General features: G+C 64.2%; 15 protein-coding genes. 3 read left to right on the forward strand and 12 right to left on the reverse strand.

Annotation, left to right across the window (positions count from 1 at the left end; all coding sequences use genetic code 11):
• Nucleotides 1–5 precede the first annotated feature (5 nt).
• The 4 genes from ABH945_RS08775 to ABH945_RS08790 all read right to left on the reverse strand — a co-directional run bounded on the left by ABH945_RS08775 (nt 6) and on the right by ABH945_RS08790 (nt 6,129).
• Entirely contained in the window at nt 6–1,541 is a 1,536-nt protein-coding gene (locus ABH945_RS08775) for an amino acid racemase (protein ID WP_429250297.1), read from the reverse strand.
• A gap of 184 nt (nt 1,542–1,725) precedes the next feature.
• Entirely contained in the window at nt 1,726–3,039 is a 1,314-nt protein-coding gene (locus tag ABH945_RS08780) for an MFS transporter (protein ID WP_429250298.1), read from the reverse strand.
• Between the two features lie 73 nt (nt 3,040–3,112).
• Nucleotides 3,113–4,366, reverse strand: a complete 1,254-nt coding sequence (locus tag ABH945_RS08785; protein ID WP_429250299.1) for a CaiB/BaiF CoA transferase family protein — start codon at nt 4,364–4,366, stop codon at nt 3,113–3,115.
• Nucleotides 4,363–6,129, reverse strand: coding sequence for an acyl-CoA dehydrogenase family protein (locus tag ABH945_RS08790; protein ID WP_429250386.1), 1,767 nt, complete (start codon nt 6,127–6,129; stop codon nt 4,363–4,365). Before ABH945_RS08790 ends, ABH945_RS08785 begins: the two co-directional genes overlap by 4 nt.
• A 158-nt stretch (nt 6,130–6,287) precedes the next feature.
• On the opposite strand from ABH945_RS08790, the gene ABH945_RS08795 reads away from it, so the two are divergent.
• Nucleotides 6,288–7,214, forward strand: a complete 927-nt coding sequence (locus tag ABH945_RS08795; RefSeq protein WP_074763620.1) for a LysR family transcriptional regulator — start codon at nt 6,288–6,290, stop codon at nt 7,212–7,214.
• Here the strand turns inward: ABH945_RS08795 and ABH945_RS08800 are convergent.
• The 3 genes from ABH945_RS08800 to ABH945_RS08810 all read right to left on the reverse strand — a co-directional run bounded on the left by ABH945_RS08800 (nt 7,184) and on the right by ABH945_RS08810 (nt 9,561).
• Nucleotides 7,184–7,501 (reverse strand): single-stranded DNA-binding protein, encoded by a 318-nt coding sequence (locus ABH945_RS08800; protein WP_074763619.1) that lies wholly within the window; start codon nt 7,499–7,501, stop codon nt 7,184–7,186. The two genes, ABH945_RS08795 and ABH945_RS08800, sit on opposite strands and share 31 nt — an antisense overlap.
• Nucleotides 7,502–7,631: 130 nt before the next feature.
• Nucleotides 7,632–8,555 (reverse strand): LysR family transcriptional regulator, encoded by a 924-nt coding sequence (locus ABH945_RS08805; protein WP_429250300.1) that lies wholly within the window; start codon nt 8,553–8,555, stop codon nt 7,632–7,634.
• 97 nt (nt 8,556–8,652) lie between these two features.
• Complete coding sequence (locus ABH945_RS08810) at nt 8,653–9,561, reverse strand: LysR family transcriptional regulator (protein WP_429250301.1); 909 nt, start codon at nt 9,559–9,561, stop codon at nt 8,653–8,655.
• Between the two features lie 162 nt (nt 9,562–9,723).
• Here ABH945_RS08810 and ABH945_RS08815 point away from each other — a divergent pair, with 162 nt between their 5' ends.
• Entirely contained in the window at nt 9,724–10,467 is a 744-nt protein-coding gene (locus tag ABH945_RS08815; protein ID WP_429250302.1) for an SDR family oxidoreductase, read from the forward strand.
• Nucleotides 10,468–10,633: 166 nt separating this feature from the next.
• Here ABH945_RS08815 and ABH945_RS08820 read toward each other — a convergent pair whose 3' ends face one another.
• From ABH945_RS08820 to ABH945_RS08830, 3 genes are all read right to left on the reverse strand, one after another.
• Nucleotides 10,634–11,659, reverse strand: a complete 1,026-nt coding sequence (locus ABH945_RS08820) for an aldo/keto reductase (RefSeq protein WP_074763615.1) — start codon at nt 11,657–11,659, stop codon at nt 10,634–10,636.
• A gap of 106 nt (nt 11,660–11,765) precedes the next feature.
• Nucleotides 11,766–13,475, reverse strand: coding sequence for a tetratricopeptide repeat protein (locus ABH945_RS08825; RefSeq protein WP_429250303.1), 1,710 nt, complete (start codon nt 13,473–13,475; stop codon nt 11,766–11,768).
• A 244-nt stretch (nt 13,476–13,719) separates the two neighbouring features.
• Complete coding sequence (locus ABH945_RS08830; protein ID WP_074763613.1) at nt 13,720–14,271, reverse strand: DUF4142 domain-containing protein; 552 nt, start codon at nt 14,269–14,271, stop codon at nt 13,720–13,722.
• Between the two features lie 399 nt (nt 14,272–14,670).
• Here ABH945_RS08830 and ABH945_RS08835 point away from each other — a divergent pair, with 399 nt between their 5' ends.
• Nucleotides 14,671–15,645: a chemotaxis protein gene (locus tag ABH945_RS08835; protein ID WP_074763612.1), complete on the forward strand. Its 975-nt coding sequence runs from the start codon at nt 14,671–14,673 to the stop codon at nt 15,643–15,645.
• A gap of 82 nt (nt 15,646–15,727) precedes the next feature.
• Here ABH945_RS08835 and ABH945_RS08840 read toward each other — a convergent pair whose 3' ends face one another.
• On the reverse strand, nt 15,728–16,804 hold the full coding sequence (locus ABH945_RS08840) for an asparaginase (RefSeq protein WP_429250304.1): 1,077 nt from the start codon (nt 16,802–16,804) through the stop codon (nt 15,728–15,730).
• Nucleotides 16,805–16,925: 121 nt separating this feature from the next.
• The gene (locus tag ABH945_RS08845) at nt 16,926–17,855 is read right to left on the reverse strand and encodes a LysR family transcriptional regulator (RefSeq protein WP_429250305.1); all 930 of its coding nucleotides are present in this window, start codon (nt 17,853–17,855) and stop codon (nt 16,926–16,928) included.
• Between the last annotated feature and the right edge of the window lie 8 nt (nt 17,856–17,863).

Here is a 17,863-nt window from a genome sequence, read left to right on the forward strand (position 1 = left end):
GCCGCTTAGCCGTAAGCGCTCTCCGCACCAACCGGACTTTGCGCCGATGCGGTTTCGTCAGCACCCGCGCCCGCCCCGGCGCCATCCCGCACGCCGCGCTGACCCAGCGCATGCGCCACGCAAGCCCGAGCCAGCACCTCGGTCGGATCGACCAGCCGCACCACCCGTCCACCCGGACACGCCAGCACCGCGTCGCGCAACAGCAGCGGCAACTCGGTGCATGCCAGTACGATCACCTGCACGCCTTGGGCAACGAGATCGTCGACTGCGGCGGCGACATCGTCGGCGCACTCGCCCGACGTGTAACCCGCCTTGGCGCCGCGAGGACCATACACCGCGTTCGTCAGCCGCGCCTGCGCCGACGCGGCGGGCGCAATCTGCACGAAGCCGCGCGTCTGCAGCGACCGCTCATACACGCCGCTTGCGAGCGTGCCCGAGGTCGCCAGCACGCCCACTTCGCGCAGCGTCGGAAAACTCTCGCGCAGATAATCGACGGTACAGGTCAGCATATTGATGATCGGCACCCTCAACGACGGCTGAATCTGCTCGACGAACGCATGCGCGGTATTGCACGGAATCGCGATCAGATTCGCGCCGCCCTCTTCGAGCGTTTTGCATGCGGCATACAGCGCGAGCGTCGGGTCGTCGCCGTGGCCGAGCAGCGCGTCGGTTCGATCCGGAATCTGCGGATTCTGCTCGACCATCACCTTGAGATGGTCCTGGTCGCGCGATGCCGGCGTGTTGCGCACCAGCTTCGCCATGAAATCGACCGTTGCCGCAGGCCCGACGCCGCCGACCACGCCGAGCTTGAAGCGCGTGTCCGGCTGCGAATATTGATCGGACGCGACATAGCGCGCATAGACCTGGTTGGCGTCGACGAACGGCACCTCGAGCGCACCGAGCGCACGTTTGACGAGGCCGATTTCCGCGAGTCCCGGCACGATCAGTTCGGCGCCCTGGGCAACCAGGTCCGCGCAAGCTGCGCGCAGCAATTCGACCGGCCGGCCGAACAGACGGCCGTTCCGGATGCCCTCGTCGCCATACACGGCGCCCGACACGCAGTCGATCCCGGTCTCGCTACGCGGATGCAGCACGTCGAATCGACCTGCGTCGAAGTAACGCTCGAAAAGGCCGTTTTCGCGGATCGTCGCGGACGTGAGCACACCGATCCGGCGCACCGAAGGGAAGGCGCGCCGCACATGCGCATTCAGCGCCGTCATGATGTTCGCGACCGGCACGCCGACGTTGGCCGACAACTCGTCGATAAAGGTATGGCAGAGAAAACACGGCAGCACGATCGCGTCGACGCCGCGTTTTTCGAGCGTGCGTATCGCATCGAACACATGAATCCTGAACTGCGCATTCGCGGCGTCCGGCGCATCCGGTGAAACGGAGCCTTGCCAGGATCGCTGTTCGAGAACGAGGTCGAAAGGACGGCCCGCGCCGGGCCGGTTCGACGCCACGCTCATCCGGCTCAGCACGTCGGCGCTGGCGAATTGCGCCGCGCCCGTCACCACTCCTAGCGAACGAAAGCGATTCATGATGACTTCCCCTGTCATTGAGTCTGCTCGCCTTGATGGTAGGCGGCTTTTGAGCGCTTGAGGATGACATTATGTCGGGCGCGTATGACGTGGGGTTAACCACGAACGCGTCCTTTCCAGGCGTTTCGCGGGGTCAATCGAACTCGATATTGCAATGGCAGCCGCAGCGGTTCAGGGAAAACCGTCAGGCGACTTCGACGACGCCTCGCGCCGCGCCCCGCTTGCGGCGCTCCAGCGTGCCGATGCACACCAGCGAGATGGCCGCGAGGCAACTGTAAAACACGGCGAGCGGCCACCATGCGCCCGGATAACGATGCGCGAGGACGGTCCCGATCAGCGGCGTCAAACCACCGGCCAATGCCGCGCAGACCTGATAGGACAGCGAGATCGCCGAATAGCGGACGCGCACCGGAAACGCCGTCGACATGAACCCCGCCATCACCGCATACGAACTCGACATGCACATCACCGCGAGCGCGACGCCGATCACGATCGCCACCGGCCGGCCGGTCGACACGAGCGCGAACATCGGATACGGCGACAGCATCGCCAGCGCCGCCGCGCCCTTCAGGAAACGCCCCGTGCCGATGCGTTGCGCGAACCATCCCGAGCCGAGCTGCGTGAATAGCTGGATAAACGCGACCACGAACAGACAGTCGAGAATCAGCGAGCGGTCGAGTCCGAGCGTCTGCGTCGTGTAATTCAGCATGAACGTGTTGACGAACCACGCACCGGCCACGCCGATCACGTTTGCGCCGAGGCACAGCAGCAGCGTGCGCCACGAATCGCGCACGACCTCGGCAACCGGCAACGCGGCGACTCTCCGTTGCGCTTTCAGCGCATTGAACTCCGGCGATTCGCCGACGCCTGCGCGAATCAGCAGACCGACCACCAGCAGCACCGCGCTCGCAAGAAACGGCAGGCGCCATCCCCAGCTGAAAAACGCATCTTTATCCATCGACGCCACCGCGCGGAACGCCAGCAGCGACAGGATCAACCCGGCCGGGCTGCCCAACTGCGCGAACGACGCGAAAAACGTGCGCTTGCCCTTCGGCGCATGTTCGCTCGCCATCAGCACCGCGCCGCCCCACTCGCCGCCGATCGCCACGCCCTGCGCGACCCGCAGCAGCACCAGCAGAACCGGCGCCCACATGCCCGCGCTCGCGTAGGTCGGCAGGAAGCCGATGCCGACCGTGCCGACGCCCATGATCGCGAGCGTCGCCACCAGCGCCTTCTTCCGGCCGATGCGGTCGCCCAGATGGCCGAACACCAGTCCGCCAAAAGGCCGCGCGAAGAAGCCGACCGCGAAGGTCCCAAACGACGCGAGCGTCGCGAAAAACGGATCGCTGCCGGGAAAAAACAGCTTGCCGAAAATCAGCGCGGATGCCGTGGCGTAGATGTAAAAGTCGTACCACTCGATCGTGGTGCCGACAAAAGCGGCCGCTGCCGCGCGCGTGGGTTGCCGGGTGGCGGCGTGGTCGTCGGATGCGCGATTCATGTGTCTGTCTCCAAGGTCATTCTTCTGGGAGGCGCGGCTATCTGTGTGCCGTCGCCGGGAAACCGCTGGTGGGTCAGGCTTTGGCTACCTCGGCCTGGTGCGCCTTTGCTTCGGATGCCTCACGTCCGTCGGCCTTCAGCACGCCCGCGTCGAACAGGCGCTGCTGGGTGGCCGCGTCGATCCCCAACGCGTCGAGCACGTCGCGCGTATCGGCGCCGAGCGACGGTGGCGCGCTGCGATAAGTGGCGGGCGTGCGCGACAACTTGATCGGCGAGGCGGTGCCGCGATACTCGCCCATCTCGACCACCATCTGCCGATGCAGCGTATGCGGATGGCGCGCGACGACATCGACCGTTTGCACCGGGCCGCACGGCACACCCGCGTTGATCAGCGCCTGCGCGAGCGGTTCGCAGTCGTGCGCGGCGAGCAGGTTTTCGAGCGCCGCTTTCAATGGCTCGCGATGCGCGCAGCGGCTGCGGTTGTCACCGTAACGCGGATCGCCGGCGAGTTCGGGCGCGCCAAGATGCGCACACAGCCGCGCGAATTGCCGGTCGTTGCCGACGGCGAGAAAGATCGGCGCGGTCGCGGTGCGATAGCTGTCATACGGCGTGATGTTCGGGTGCGCGTTGCCGCTGCGCTGCGGCGTGCGTCCCGATCCAAAATAGTTCGGCAGATGCGGATGCAGCAGCGACACGCCGCAGTCGTACAACGCGATATCGATCGACTGGCCGTGCCCGCTTTTCGCGCGCTCGGCGAGCGCGAGCAGAATGCCCGCGAGCGCGTTCAGGCCAGTCACCATATCGACCACCGGCAAGCCGACCCGCGTGGCGGGTCCGTCGCGCTCGCCGTTCACGCTCATCAGGCCGGTCATCGCCTGAATCGCGGCGTCGTAGCCGGGTAAGCCGCCGAGCGGGCCGTCGGGGCCGAAGCCCGACACCGCGCAATGAATCAGCTTCGGAAAGCGCACACGCAGATCGCGCTCGTAGTCCATGCCCCAGCGCGCGAGCGTGCCGGGTTTGAAGTTTTCGACCAGCACGTCGGCGTCGTCGAGAAGCTGCCACAGAATCGCGCGGCCTTCTTCACGCGACAGATCGACCGCGATGCCCTGCTTGTTGCGGTTCACGCCCGCGAAATACCACGCGGTGTCGCCATAGAACGGCGGCCCCCAGCCGCGTGTTTCGTCGCCGTCCGGCGGTTCCAGTTTGATGACCTGCGCGCCGTGATCGGCGAGCGCCTGCGTGCAGTACGGGCCGCCGAGCACGCGGCTCAGATCGACGACCTTGATGCCTTGCAGCGCGCCTTGAGTTTGATGCGTCGCGGCGGTCATTGCGCGGCTCCTGCGGGCAGCAGTTGGATCGCCTGACCGAGCGTGATCGCGCGGCCATCGACGAGCGCGTCGATCACGTCGACATCGTCCGTTGCGCTGTACGGATCGAGCGGATCGGACGGCAGCAACTTGTGCCGCACCACCAGATGCGCGAGCGCCAGACGCCGGTAATCCGGCGCAAGTTGCACGCCTTCGCACGCCATCAGCACCGCCGTACTCGCGTGATACAACGCCGAGCCCGCCTGCCGGACGCACTCGTCGCGACCGGAATCGGCCACGCTCGCGAGTGCATCGCAAGCCCGCGTCAAGGTCAAGCGCAGCAACGCGAGACTCTGGGCCGGCAAACCGGCCGCGCCGAGCAAATCGTTCAGGTAGTCGCGCAATGGTTCGAGCGCGCCGTCGCGTTTCGCCGCGCGCGCGATATCGAGCGCGACGATGTTGCTGGTGCCTTCCCAGATCGAGCCGAGATGCGCGTCGCGCACGAGCCGCGCGTCGCTCCATTCCTCGATATAGCCGGTGCCGCCGCGCACTTCCATTGCATCGCCGGTCACGCGGCGCGCGTCGCGGCACGCGCGGAATTTGATCAGTGGCGTGAGAATGCGCACGCATTTCGCCGCCTGACGGTCGCCCGCATCGGCGAGCGGCAGCAACTGCGCGATGCGGATGAACATCGAGCGCGCCTGTTCGGCGGGCAGCATCATCTTCAGCAGTTGCCGCTGCATCAGCGGCATGTCGATCAGTTTGCGGCCGAATGCTTCGCGGTTTCGCGCGATATGCAGCGCTTCCGTCACCGCACGCCGCATCAACCCGGCAGCACGCACGCCGTTCGAGAGCCGCGACATGTTGATCATGTCGGCCATCTGATGAAAACCGCGCCCCACTTCGCCGATCAGATACGCGACCGCGCCTTCGAGCACGATCTCGCCGCTCGCCATCGAGCGGCTGCCGAGCTTGTCCTTCAGACGCACGATCCGGTAGCTGTTGCGCGAGCCGTCGGGCAAGGTTTTCGGCAGCAGGAACAGGCCGAGCCCGTTGATGCCGGGCGGTGCATCGTCGGGGCGCGCGAGCACCATCGCGAGGTCGGCGTCGGCGTTCGAGCAGAACCATTTGTCGCCGGACAGACGCCATTCCGGCTCGCCGTTCGCGTCGGTTCCGCGCGTTGCCCGCGTGGCGATACGCGCGACATCGGAGCCCGCCGCCTGCTCGGTCATGAACATCGCGCCCTGAAACAGCGTGTCGAAATCGCGCGATGCGAGCATCGGCAGAAAACGCGCGACCAGTTCGGGCGCGCCGAATTTGCGCAGCGTGCGAGTCAGCGAATCGGTCATGCTGACGGGGCAGCACAAGCCGAATTCCGCCTGCACGAACAGGAACGTCAACGCGTATTTCACGAGCGGCGGCGGCGCTGTTCTGCCTGACTGGGTGTCGTGGCTCATCGCCGCGAGCCCCAACTCCGCGTAGGCGACGCGTTCCAGCGCGACGTAATCGGGATGCTTGTCGATGCTTTGCAGTGCCTCGCCGCGACGCGTGCGGTGGTGCAATTGCGGCGGGTTTTTGTCGGCGGAAAGCGCCCAGAGGTCGAGTTCGTCCGATGCGCGCTGACCGAGCGAAACGAACTGGCTTTCGAGTTCCCGATACAACGCGTCGCCGAGATGCAGTTTCAGCAGCCGCGCGAAATCGGGATCGCTGGTGAAGAAGTTGATGCCCCGGCTATCGGGGATATTGGACGAGCCGTTTTCCGGCCGCGCGACGATGCCGCTGATATCGCTGATGTTGGTCATGCCTGTCTCCTGGCCCATGTGTCATGGATGCATCATGGATGCGTTGTGGAGCCAGCATAGAAGCGGCGTCGATAATCGTCTAATACAACTTATATCCGGTACGATAGACAACGCTTATCGATAAGAAACCGGAGACCTCCATGGACCTCAAGCAACTTCGCTATTTCGTGGCGGTCGCCGAAGAGCTTCATTTCGGCCGCGCGGCCAAACGGCTGTTCATTTCGCAGCCCGCGCTCAGTTTCGACATCCGCAAGTTCGAGGAGCAACTCGGCGTGCAACTGCTGGCGCGCACCAACAAATCGGTCGCGCTCACCAATGCCGGGCAGGTGCTGCTGGGCGAAGCGCGCCGCCTGTTATTGCAGGCGAGCGAGGCCGAGCGCATCACGGTTCGCTCCGCGCATGGGCTCGCAGGACGGCTGCGAATCGGCTTCGTCAACTCGATGCTGTATCGCGGAATGCCGCAGGCGGTGAGCCGATTCGAGGCCGATTATCCGGGCGTCGAAATCGTCTTGAAGGAGATGAACACCAGCGAGCAGGTCCACGCCATCCAGCGGATGCAGATCGACATGGGCTGCGCGCATTGGGGCAATTTTCCGTCGGACGTGATTTCGTCGCCGGTATTTTCGGAGCCGTTTCTGTGCTGCCTGCCCGCGACCCATCCGCTCGCGCGCAAACGCAAAGTCGATCTGCGCGCGCTCGCGCAGGAGCCGTTCATTCTATTTCCGCGTACCGTGTCGCCGCATTATCACGACCTGATCATCGCGCAATGCGTCGGGGCCGGTTTCAGTCCGCTGATTCGCCATGAGGCGCGCTTGTGGCAAACCGTCGTGACGATGGTCGGTTTCGGCATGGGCGTGGCGCTGGTGCCGTACACGTTGCAGCAGGTGCAGGACCCGCGTGTGTGCTTTTTGCCGCTGCGCGGCGAGACGTTGCTGTCGCAGGTTTTGCTACTGCGACGAAACGCGGACACCGAGCCGGTCGCGGACCGCTTCGTCGACTATCTCCGCGAAGCGGGCGCGGCGCCGGAGAAAACGCGTCAGGCTTCGGCGTCGCGGCGGCCGTCGTAGGCGGTCAGAAGTTTGTGGGCGATCATGTCCACGGCCGGTTTGACGAGACCGTTCTTGTCGGTCCAGACCTTCGGCGTAATGGTCCCGCTCAGCGCGACGCTGTCGGCGTCGGACAACGCGAGTAGCGCGGTCTGCACGTCGTCGTCGAAAGCGATCACGTTGACGAAAATCGTATCGCCGTCGTTGGTGGTCGCCCGCACTTTGCAGGTCACGAAACGCCTGCCGTTCTGCCCGGTGCGAATCTGCGCCTCGCCGTATAACCGCCCGCCCACCAGTCCATCGATCATTGCCCTGCTCCTGTCACTGTTACCGTTACTGTGCAGAAAGCGGAATTGCCCGGCACGGTGCGTATGATCCCATGAGACGCCATGCCCGCAGCAGAAAAGACGCTTTCTGACGCGGGAAAATGGCCCACCTCTACCCGCCCATCGTTATATCGACGCCGCGCACGAGACGCTTCGCCAATCGCGGCTGCCGCAACTGTTCAAGCCACCATTGCAATGCGCGCCCTTCGTGATCGCCGCGCCATGCGACATACAACACGTTCGGCTCGCGCGGATCGGCGGTCGTCTTCTCGATCAGTTCGCCGCTCTTCAATAACGACGCCACCCGTTGACGCGGCACCCACCCTACGCCCAGGCCATCGCGCTGCGCGAGAATCTTGGCACGCATGCTCGGCACGGCCAGCGATGACTGCCCGCCGATCACTCCATACGCTCGCCCGGCAGTCGCGCGCGACGAATCCGCCACGACCACCGCGCGATGCGCGAGTATCTGCTCGCGGCCCAGCGGCCCCTCGACCGACGCAAGCGGATGGCGCGGCGAGACCGCGAAAACCCACTCCATCACGCCGAGTTCGAACCAGCGCAAACCGGGAATCGCCGGCGGCTCGTTGGTCGCGCCGACGATCAGATCCGCGCGGCCGTCGCGCAGCGCCTCCCACGTGCCGCCCAGCACTTCGTGCGTAAAACGCAGCTTGACGCCGGAGTCGAGCGCATCGAACGCGCGCACCACCGGCATCAGCAATTCGAATTCGAGGATCTCGTCCGTCACCACCCACAGCCGATCCTCCCAGCCGCTCGCGATCTGCCGCACACGCTGCGTCATGCGCGACATGTCGAGCAGCAGACGCGCGGCTTCATCGGCGAGAAGCTGGCCGGCGGGCGTCAGTTGCAGGCGATAGCGACGCCGGTCGAATAGCAACGCGTCGAAGCGCGTTTCGAGTTGGCGCGCGGCATGCGAAATCGTGGACGGCGCTTTGCCAAGCCGCGCCGCCGCGCGCGACAGACTGCCGGTTTCGCGGATCGCGTCGAGCAAAGCCAGTTCGTCTTCCGACAACATGTTCGATTCCTTCGAACGGTTTCAGGATGCTGCGATGTTACCAGGAAGGCGGTGACGCGCAGCGTGCTTCTACCACCTCGCTGTTCCAGAAGCGTGCTTACGACAGGCGCTGCGCCTTCTCCGCCGCCTCGAATATGTCGCGCAGCCATTGCGCGAACACCCGTACGCGCGACGACAACTGGCGATTCTGCGGATACAACACCGAGACCGGCATCGGCGGCGGCGGGAAATCCGCGAGGATGATCCTGAGGCGTCCGGCGGCGAGGTCGCCCGCCACGCGGTACTGCGGCACCTGCACGATGCCGAGTCCTGCGAGCGCCGACCCGGCATACAGGTCGGCGCCCGTCACCGATACCGCCGAAGGCAGCACCATCGCGATATCGCGGCCATCGACGCTGAATTCGAGCGGCACCGGCTTGCCCGTCGCACTCGACACGTAATTCACCGCCCGATGCGTGGACAGTTCCGACGGATCGGCAGGCTCGCCATATTCAGCGAGATACGCCGGGCTCGCGACGGTGACCTGACGCAATTCGGCGACGCGCCGCCCGACCATCGACGAATCCTGCAGATTGCCCGCCCGCAACACACAGTCGATACCTTCGCGCACCAGATCGACCAGCCGGTCGTCTTCGGCAATCGTCAGTTCGATGTCGGGAAACCGCGCGAGAAACGCCGGCAACGCGGGCACGACGAAGTAACGCGCAAGCGTGCCTTGCAGATTCACCCGCAGCAGCCCCTTCGGCGCGAGGTTCGAAAACGAACCTTCGGCCTCTTCCATGTCGGCGATCAGCCGGACGCAACGGCGGTAATACGCGTCGCCATCGGGCGTGAGCCGCACCGTGCGCGTGGTGCGCTCCAGCAGCCGCGCGCCGAGCCGCTGCTCCATGCGCTTCATCAGATTGGTGACGGTCGCGCGGGGAATCTGCAGATCGTCCGACGCGCGCGTGAAGCTCTGCCGCTCGGCAATCCGCACGAAAACCCGCATTTCCTCGAAACGATCCATGGTCGACGCCCGCTCGCGGTCCAGCCATCTTTGGCTGCATAACCGCTTATTGTTAAAGCAAATGGAATGATGATGGTCAGTCTAACCTGATTATCTTCGTCGCAAAAGCGGTCATGATTCGTCTCACTTGCTCAACGAACCATTGATCGAAGGAAACGAATCATGAACACGACTCACAACGCTCGCGTTGCTATCGTCACCGGCGCATCGCGGGGCATCGGCGCGGCGATCGCGCAGCGGCTCGCGAAAGACGGTCTGGCGGTCGTCGTGAACTACGCGTCCAGCTCGAAGGAAGCGGACGCGCTCGTCACCGAACTGACGGCGGCAAGCGGTAAGGCGATTGCGGTCAAGGCGGATGTATCGAAGGTGGACGACGTGCGGCGCCTGTTCGAGATCACCGAGCAGCAACTCGGCAAGGTGGATGTGCTGATCAACAACGCGGGTGTGCTCAAGACCGTGCCGCTCGCCGATACCAGCGACGCGCTATACGACCAGACCTTCGACATCAACGTGCGCGGCACCTTCAACACGTTGCGTGAAGCCGCTACGCGGATGAACGACGGTGGACGCATCGTCAATTTTTCGAGCACGGTGCTGGCGCTGAACATGCCGGGCTATGCGATCTATACGGCGACCAAGGCGGCCGTCGAATCGTTCACGCACATTTTTGCAAAGGAATTGCGCGGCCGGAACATCACAGTGAACGCGGTCGCGCCGGGTCCGATCGCGACGGCATTGTTCCTCGAAGGCAAGACCGATGAGCAGATCGAGACGTTCTCGAAAATGCCGCCGCTGCAACGTTTGGGTCAGCCGGACGATATCGCCGCCGTGGTGTCGTTTCTGGCGGGGGTCGATTCGGGCTGGGTGAATGGGCAGGTGCTGCGGGCCAATGGCGGATTGGCTTGATGGACCGCGACGCGCTCGTCGCGAAGTTTTGCGCCCGGTCGCGGGCGATTCGGGCTGCCGCCGCCTGGCTAGCGATGACCGCGGCGCGCCCGGCCATCGCGCCAGCCGGGCTGCCCGACCCGGCAGCCCGGCGCTTTCGTGCAGCACGCGCCGCACGAAAGCGCGGTTAAACCGCCTTCGGATTGCGCTCCGCAAAACCTTCCTGATGCCAGTACGGGTAAGCCGGTCGCACCGCGCTCGCCGCATCCAGCTTCGCGACCTGCTCCGGCGTCAGATTCCAGCCGACCGCGCCGAGGTTCTGCCGCAGTTGTTCCTCATTGCGCGCGCCGATCAGCACCGTCGATACCGTCGGCCGCTGCAGCAGCCAGTTCAACGCGATTTGCGGGACCGTCTTGCCGGTTTCCGCCGCGATTTCGTCGATCGCATCGAGTACGCGGAACAGATATTCGTCGGGCACCGGCGGCCCCATGTCGGCGGTTTTATGCAGACGGCTCGAATCCGGCAGCGGCTGGCCGCGCTTGATCTTGCCCGTCAGACGCCCCCAGCCGAGCGGACTCCACACCACTGCGCCCACCCCCTGATCGACGCCGAGCGGCATCAGTTCCCACTCGTAATCGCGGCCGACCAGCGAGTAGTAGGTCTGATTCGCGACGTAGCGCGGATAGCCATAACGGTCCGCGACATCCTGCGATTTCATCAGATGCCAGCCCGAGAAATTCGACACGCCCGTGTAGCGGATCTTGCCCGCGCGCACGAGATCGTCGAGCGTCGACATGACTTCGGCGATCGGCGTTTTCGCGTCGAAGCCGTGCAACTGGAACAGGTCGATGTAATCGGTTTGCAGCCGCTTGAGCGCGGCGTCGACCGCCTGGGTCAGATGGAAACGCGACGAGCCGACGCTGTTCGGACCATCGTCGAAACGGAAGGTGGCCTTGGTGGAAATGATCGCCTTGTCGCGCTTGCCCTTCAGCGCTTCGCCCAGCACCGACTCGGACGCGCCGCCCGAATAAATGTCCGCGCTATCGAACATCGTGACGCCCGAGTCGAAGCAGATGTCGATCAGACGACGCGCTTCGGCAACATCGGTCGCGCCCCACGCCTCGAAAAATTCGCCCTTACCGCCAAACGTGCCCGTCCCGAAACTCAGTACCGGCACCTTGAAACCGGATGCACCCAGATGTCTGTATTCCATTGATGATTCTCCGTGGCATAGCCGTCGATAAAACGGACGTTCAGTCTACGCGCGTCTGCGTAAATGCGTCGGCAGGCGCGCAGGTTGACGCCACCTTGTCAGACGGTCATGCGCTTAACGCGGCGAGCGCAGTGCGGGCGTGCTGCAGCACGCTGTCCCAATCGCCGAGTGCGGGCTGACGGAGCAACCGCGCGGACGGATACCAGGGCGTGTCGCTGCGTTCGAGCATCCAGCGCCAGCAGGTGTCGAAGCGGTTCAGGATCCAGACCGGCCTGTCGAGCGCGCCCGCCAGATGCGCGGTGGACGTATCGACGGAAATGACCAGATCGAGGTTGCCGACCAGCGCGGCGGTATCGGCGAAATCGTCGAGGTGCTGCGTGTAGTCTTCGACGCGATCGCGCCGTTCGCTCGCCAGCAATTGCTGTTGCGCCGCCGTGCCTTTTTGCAGGCTGAAAAAGCGCACATCCGGCAGGTCGAGGATGGGAGCCAACTGGTCGAATGCGATCGAGCGGCGTGCATCGTTCTTGCGCAATTCCGCGACATGCGGCCGGTTTCCGCCCGCCCACACGAGGCCGACTTTCAGACGGTTATCGGCGGGCATGTGAATCCGGTCATGCCACTGGCGCGCGGAATCCGCGTCGGCGAATAGATAAGGCGTCGCCGATGGAATGCTGTGTTCGTCGGTCCTGAATGCCAGCGGCAAGCTCAGCAAAGGACAGTGGCAATCGAACGGCGGCAGCGGCTGCCCCGCTTCGACCAACTGATCGACGCCGTCGAGCGTGCGCATCAGGCGCATCAATTCGTGCGGCACTTCGAGCACGACCTTCGCGCCGAGCTTCGACACCATCGCGGCATAACGGCAAAACTGCAACGTGTCGCCGAGCCCCTGTTCGGCATGCAGCAGAATCGTCTTGCCGTCGAGCGGAAAATCGCCGAGCCACAACGGCTGCGCAAACTGGCGCGCGCCCGCCTTGATCCGGTTGCGCTGCCAGCGCCATTCGTATTTGCGCCAGCCGGTGTCGAAGCGTCCCATCTGCAGCAGACACAGTGACTCGTTCCAATGCGTTTCCGCCGCGTCGGGATTTACGGCGAGCGCGCGTTCGTAACTCGACAGCGCTTCGCCATGCTGGTTGAGATCGATCTGCGTGAGACCGAGATTGTTCCAGGCGTCCGCGAATGTTGGCGACAGTTCGAGCGCGCGCCGGTAGCTGCGCTCCGCGTCCTGCGGCTGGTTCAGGTCGCTCAGCGCATTGCCGCGATTGCTCCATGCATCGGGATAGCCCGGCTGCAAGGCAAGCGCGTGATCGCAACTGGCGAGTGCATCGGCGGGACGGCCCAGATCGCGCAGCACGCACGCGCGATTGTTCCAGGCGGGCGCGAATTCCGGCGACAGCGCAATGCAGCGATCGAAACTGCCAAGTGCGTCGAGCGGCTTGTTCAGACCCGCTTGCGCATTGCCGCGATTGTTCAGCGCATCGGGAAATTTAGGTTGCAACGCCAGCGCGCGATCGGCGCTCACGAGACCTTCGTTGAAACGCTGCAATGCGTTAAGCGCGTAGGCGAGGTTCGAGTGAATCGCGGGCTGTTTCGGGTTGACGGCCAGCGCCTTCTTCAGCAGATCGATCCCGTCCTGCAGACGGCCGCTTTGCAGCATCAGCGCACCAAGCAGTTGGAGCGCATCGAAATGACGGGGCTTGAGTTCGAGAATCTCGCGATAGAGTTCTTCGGCTTCGACATGTGCGCCGCTCTGTTGAAGCGCGACGGCTTGCCGGAGCATGTAGTCCAACTGTTGCGGCAGATTGGCAGGCTTGCTCATAGGGTGAGCTTGGAGTGAGTGCGATGAAAAACGTCAGGTTTGCTTCGGGCGCTCAGCGCTGGCGATTCGCGCATGTCGCGTATCTGAAACGCAGGCTCGAAAGAAGAAGCCGATTATCGCCGAAAAGCCCGCACTTGACCTGCCGCGAGAGCAGTGAGGAACCGCGAGAAGCCGCGCGTCACGCCACAACGTGACGCGCGTGAAAAGTATGAAGCGCAAACGTTAAAACGTGAAGCGCCCTGCTTTACTGCGCCGTCGTGGACAGATGCTTGCGCTTGGCCAGATCCTGCGCCATCGCGTAGTGCTGCTGGATCGTCGGCAGCGCCTTCTGCGCGGCGGCCTTCAACTGGTCGTCGCGACCCGACGCAATTTCAGCCTGGAATGCCGACAGCGTCTTCTGCTCGCCCGCCAGCGCGACCTGTTCGATATACGTCTTGTCGAAATCGGCGCCACGCAGATTGTTGATGCTTGCGAGCACGGCTGCGTCGGGATCGTTCTTCGGCACGTCGACGCCGCGCGGGCTTGCGGCGCGCAACGCGTCGGAGATTTTCGCGTTGTCGGTCGACACGCGTTCGGCGAACGCCTTCACGTCACGGTCGGTGGAACGCGAGGTGGCGATACGCGCGGCATCGCGCTGCGTCGCGACGCCCTGCGTGCCGTCGGCGATGAACGCCTGGTCGGCGGCATGCAGACGGCCCGCGTCGGCGGCGGCCGGCGCACCGGTTTGAGCGCTGGCCGCCGTGGCGACAACCAGAAGACAGGCGCTGGTGAAAGTGGCGAGAGGCAGGCGGATCATATGTTCTCCTTGAGGTGGAAGCGAAACGACAGTGATACGTGTGCGCCTTGAACCCGCTCTGCGCATCATGCTTGCAGAAAGCTTTCGGCTCATGAATGACGCCACGCTTTGATCGCCGTCGATTCTAGGAGGCGCTTCCCGGTGCAGGTGAAACGCTGCTGTCGCTTCTGTAACCTTAGGTAACCTTCATATCAATACCCGCGAAGACGTGCCGTCCAGTCGATCGAATCCGCACGAAAATCGCTGAATTTTTCGGCAGCGCCGCCGATAACCGAGAGGTAAGCCTCGCGCCAGGGCTGAACGCAACGCATCCATGGCGCGCAATAAGCAGAGCGCAATACCCCAGGCCATCGCAGGCAGGCCATCAAGCAAAGCAATCGTGAATCGTGGAGAGAGTCGATGTCGGAAGAAAATCGTGCGAACGAACGCAGCAACCTGACCAGTTCGAATAAATTCGAGCTGTTGCTGTATCGGCTCGGCTCCGTGCCCGGCAGCGACGCGCACGAGCTGTACGGCATCAACGTTTTCAAGGTGCGTGAAATCTCGACGATGCCGGCCGTCACGCCGATCGCCGGATCGTCGCCGTTCGTGATGGGCGCGGTCGATATTCGCGGGCAGATCATCCCCGTGATCGACTTGCCGCGCCTGATGGGCTGCGAGCCGACGCGCGGGTTGAACATCCTGCTGGTCACCGAATTCGCGCGCTCGACCCAGGCGTTCGCGGTCGAGGAAGTGGACGACATCGTGCGGCTGGAGTGGAATCAGGTGCTGTCGGCCGAGGGCGCGGCGGGCGGCAATCTCGTCACCAGCATTGCGCGGATCGACGGCAACACGGGCGACTCGCGGCTCGCCCAGGTGATCGACGTCGAGCAGGTGTTGCGCGATGTGTTTCCGTCGCAGCATCCGAGCGTGGACCCGACCTCGGTCGGCGAGGCGCTGGGAATTCGCCGGGGCGCCAAGATTCTCGCCGCCGACGATTCCGGCTTCGCGCGCAAGCTGATCGAGCAGGCGTTGAGCGCGATCGGCGCGGATTACGTGATGACCAAGACCGGCGAAGAAGCGTGGAATACGCTGCAGCAGGTCGCCCGCGAAGCACAGTCGAACGGCACACGCGCGAAAGACACGATTGCGCTGGTGCTGACCGATCTCGAGATGCCCGAAATGGACGGCTTCATGCTGACGCGTCAGATCAAGGCAGATGAACGCACACGCGATATTCCGGTGATCATCCATTCGTCGCTGACGGGCGCGGCGAACGAGGCGCATGTGAAGAATGCGGGCGCGAACGGGTATGTGGCGAAGTTCGCCGCCGCCGAACTGGCCGATGCGATCCGCCATGCGCTGGGGGCTGCGCCATCGGCAGTTGCTGCGTAGCAGGCGGGAGTGGCGTTAGAGCGTGTTGCAGATGCAGCGATTGCCTACGGACAATCGCTGCGAAAGCCATATCACGACGCGATTATTGCGCCCGCTCGAGTTCGACCGAAAACGCCAGCCGGCCCGTTTCGACGCCCATCGTATTGAGCCGCTTCGGCGCGCGAAAAGCGTCGAGTTTCGCGCGTTGTTCCGCTGTTCCGATGTCGAGCAGCGCAAGCAGTTCGGCGGCTACCGCGTACAGCATGCTCACGTTGCCGTCTTCGACTTTTACCGCGATACCCAGCGCGCCGTCCGATCCCAACGCAGCGGTTTGCGGCGACGCCCGCACGCCAATCGCGTAACTGCCGTCCGCGCCAACCTTGCCGACCAGCGCGCCGTCGAATGCCTGCATCAACTCGGTACAGAAGCGACCCTCGCCGCCTACCAGTTCCGGATACGCCGTCATCGCGCGATAGATCCGTGCGAGCGCCTGCGTGCGGGACGTGGCCGGTGAACCACCGGCCGCCACCTCGTCCTGCGACGCCGCCAGCTTCGCAAACAGGCGCGCAAGCCGGTCCAGCGGAAACGCCGGTGTCGGCAGATTGCAACCATCGATTGCCCATTGAACCGCGTCGTCCGGCAGATCGCACACGTCGGCGACCGTGTGCTTCACGCGGACCTGCAACGGATGCTCAGGTCGCTCATAACCGCCGATCGCCGTGCCGATGGAACGCGCTCCGGCAAGCATGCCGGCGTGCTTGCCGGAGCAGTTGCTGCACACCGCTCCCGGCTTGAAGTCGCGCTTGAGCCAGTCGATATACACCGCATCGGACAACGGCGGATGGCCGCCGCAACGCAAATCGGCTTCGCTCGCCTGCGCCTTGGCAAGCATGCTGCGCGTCCGGTCGATATGACGCGGCTCGCTGCTATGCGACGCGCACATCAACGCGAGATCGGCCTCGTCGAAACCGAAGCGTTCGAGCGCGCCGGTTTCCAGCACCGCGAGCGCCTGGGCGGGCTTCGCGGCGGAGCGGGCCAACGTCATCCGCGACGGGTCGCCGAATGAATACAGCAGACGCCCCTTCGCATCGACGACCGCGACATGCGCGAGATGCGAGTTTTCAATCGATTCGCCGCGATAGACAGTCGCCGCAACCGGGCCGGTTTCGCGCAGGGTCATGCTGGTTCTCCTCGTGCTCGTTTTGACGTGCGTTGCATTCAGTCATGGATCGCTCTGGCGATTCCACGTTCGTTTCGTCAATCGAAAATCGAAAATCGAAATCGGATCGCCCGATGCGCGTTTATTCCGCATTGTCGGCGACGTCAATGTGCTCGACCAGATAATCGATCAACGCCCTCACCTTTGGCGGCAAAAAACGGTTCGGCGGATAAAGCAGCCAGACGGACCCGACATACGCGCGCGCATCGAGCCGCCAGTCCGGCAGCACCTGCACCAGTTCGCCGCTCTGCAACGCGGCTTCGGCGGCGAACTCCGGCACGTTTGCAATACCGAAATCCTGCAGCGCGGCTTCGAGCCTCGCCCCGGCGTGATTGGCGATATAGCGCCCCTTCACATCGACGCTGTGCGTTTCCGTGCCGCGACGAAAGCGCCAACGGTTGTCGTCGGCAGTTTCGCCGAGATAGATGCATGCGTGTGTCAGCAGATCGCGTGGATGCGCGGGCGTGCCGCGCTCGAGCAGATAAGCGGGCGACGCCACCAGCAGCCAGCGCACCGCGCCCAACCGGCGCCCAGCCAAGCCTTGCGGCGGATGCTCGGTCAGACGGATCACCAGATCGACGTCATCGGCCAGCGGGTCGACGTCGTGATCGGTGAAAAGCAGTTGCAGATCGACCTCTTCATAAGCGCGCAAAAAGCCCGCAATCAGCGGATGAATCACCGCCCTCGCGAATTGCGTCGGCGCACTGAGGCTCACCTTGCCTTGCGCGCGGCCCGACAGTTGTCCGGCGGCATCGACGGCAGCCGACGCCGCGCCGACCATGTCGCGACAGAATCGCACCACCTGTGCGCCGGATTCCGTCACGCGCACGGTGCGGGTGGATCGTTCGAGAAGACGCGTAGCGAGCGCGTCTTCGAGCCGCTTGATCTGACGGCTGACCGTGGACGGCGTGCTGCCCAACTGACGCGCCGCCACCGAAAAATTGCCCGCCTCGACAACGCGCGCAAACACCGCCATATCGGGCAGCAAGTCGAAAAGCTCGGCAGGGGTCATCGTGGCAG

The organism is Paraburkholderia sp. GAS333 (assembly GCF_050435665.1).
In the GTDB taxonomy this organism is placed as follows: domain Bacteria; phylum Pseudomonadota; class Gammaproteobacteria; order Burkholderiales; family Burkholderiaceae; genus Paraburkholderia; species Paraburkholderia fungorum_A.

Coding starts and splice junctions, on each gene's coding strand:
- ABH945_RS08795 (WP_074763620.1), top strand. CDS start 6,288: ATGGACCTCAAGCAACTTCGCTATTTCGTGGCGGTCGCCGAAGAGCTT.
- ABH945_RS08815 (WP_429250302.1), top strand. CDS start 9,724: ATGAACACGACTCACAACGCTCGCGTTGCTATCGTCACCGGCGCATCG.
- ABH945_RS08835 (WP_074763612.1), top strand. CDS start 14,671: ATGTCGGAAGAAAATCGTGCGAACGAACGCAGCAACCTGACCAGTTCG.
- ABH945_RS08830 (WP_074763613.1), bottom strand. CDS start 14,271: ATGATCCGCCTGCCTCTCGCCACTTTCACCAGCGCCTGTCTTCTGGTT.
- ABH945_RS08810 (WP_429250301.1), bottom strand. CDS start 9,561: ATGGATCGTTTCGAGGAAATGCGGGTTTTCGTGCGGATTGCCGAGCGG.
- ABH945_RS08840 (WP_429250304.1), bottom strand. CDS start 16,804: ATGACCCTGCGCGAAACCGGCCCGGTTGCGGCGACTGTCTATCGCGGC.
- ABH945_RS08775 (WP_429250297.1), bottom strand. CDS start 1,541: ATGAATCGCTTTCGTTCGCTAGGAGTGGTGACGGGCGCGGCGCAATTC.
- ABH945_RS08780 (WP_429250298.1), bottom strand. CDS start 3,039: ATGAATCGCGCATCCGACGACCACGCCGCCACCCGGCAACCCACGCGC.
- ABH945_RS08800 (WP_074763619.1), bottom strand. CDS start 7,501: ATGATCGATGGACTGGTGGGCGGGCGGTTATACGGCGAGGCGCAGATT.
- ABH945_RS08825 (WP_429250303.1), bottom strand. CDS start 13,475: ATGAGCAAGCCTGCCAATCTGCCGCAACAGTTGGACTACATGCTCCGG.
- ABH945_RS08785 (WP_429250299.1), bottom strand. CDS start 4,366: ATGACCGCCGCGACGCATCAAACTCAAGGCGCGCTGCAAGGCATCAAG.
- ABH945_RS08805 (WP_429250300.1), bottom strand. CDS start 8,555: ATGTTGTCGGAAGACGAACTGGCTTTGCTCGACGCGATCCGCGAAACC.
- ABH945_RS08845 (WP_429250305.1), bottom strand. CDS start 17,855: ATGACCCCTGCCGAGCTTTTCGACTTGCTGCCCGATATGGCGGTGTTT.
- ABH945_RS08820 (WP_074763615.1), bottom strand. CDS start 11,659: ATGGAATACAGACATCTGGGTGCATCCGGTTTCAAGGTGCCGGTACTG.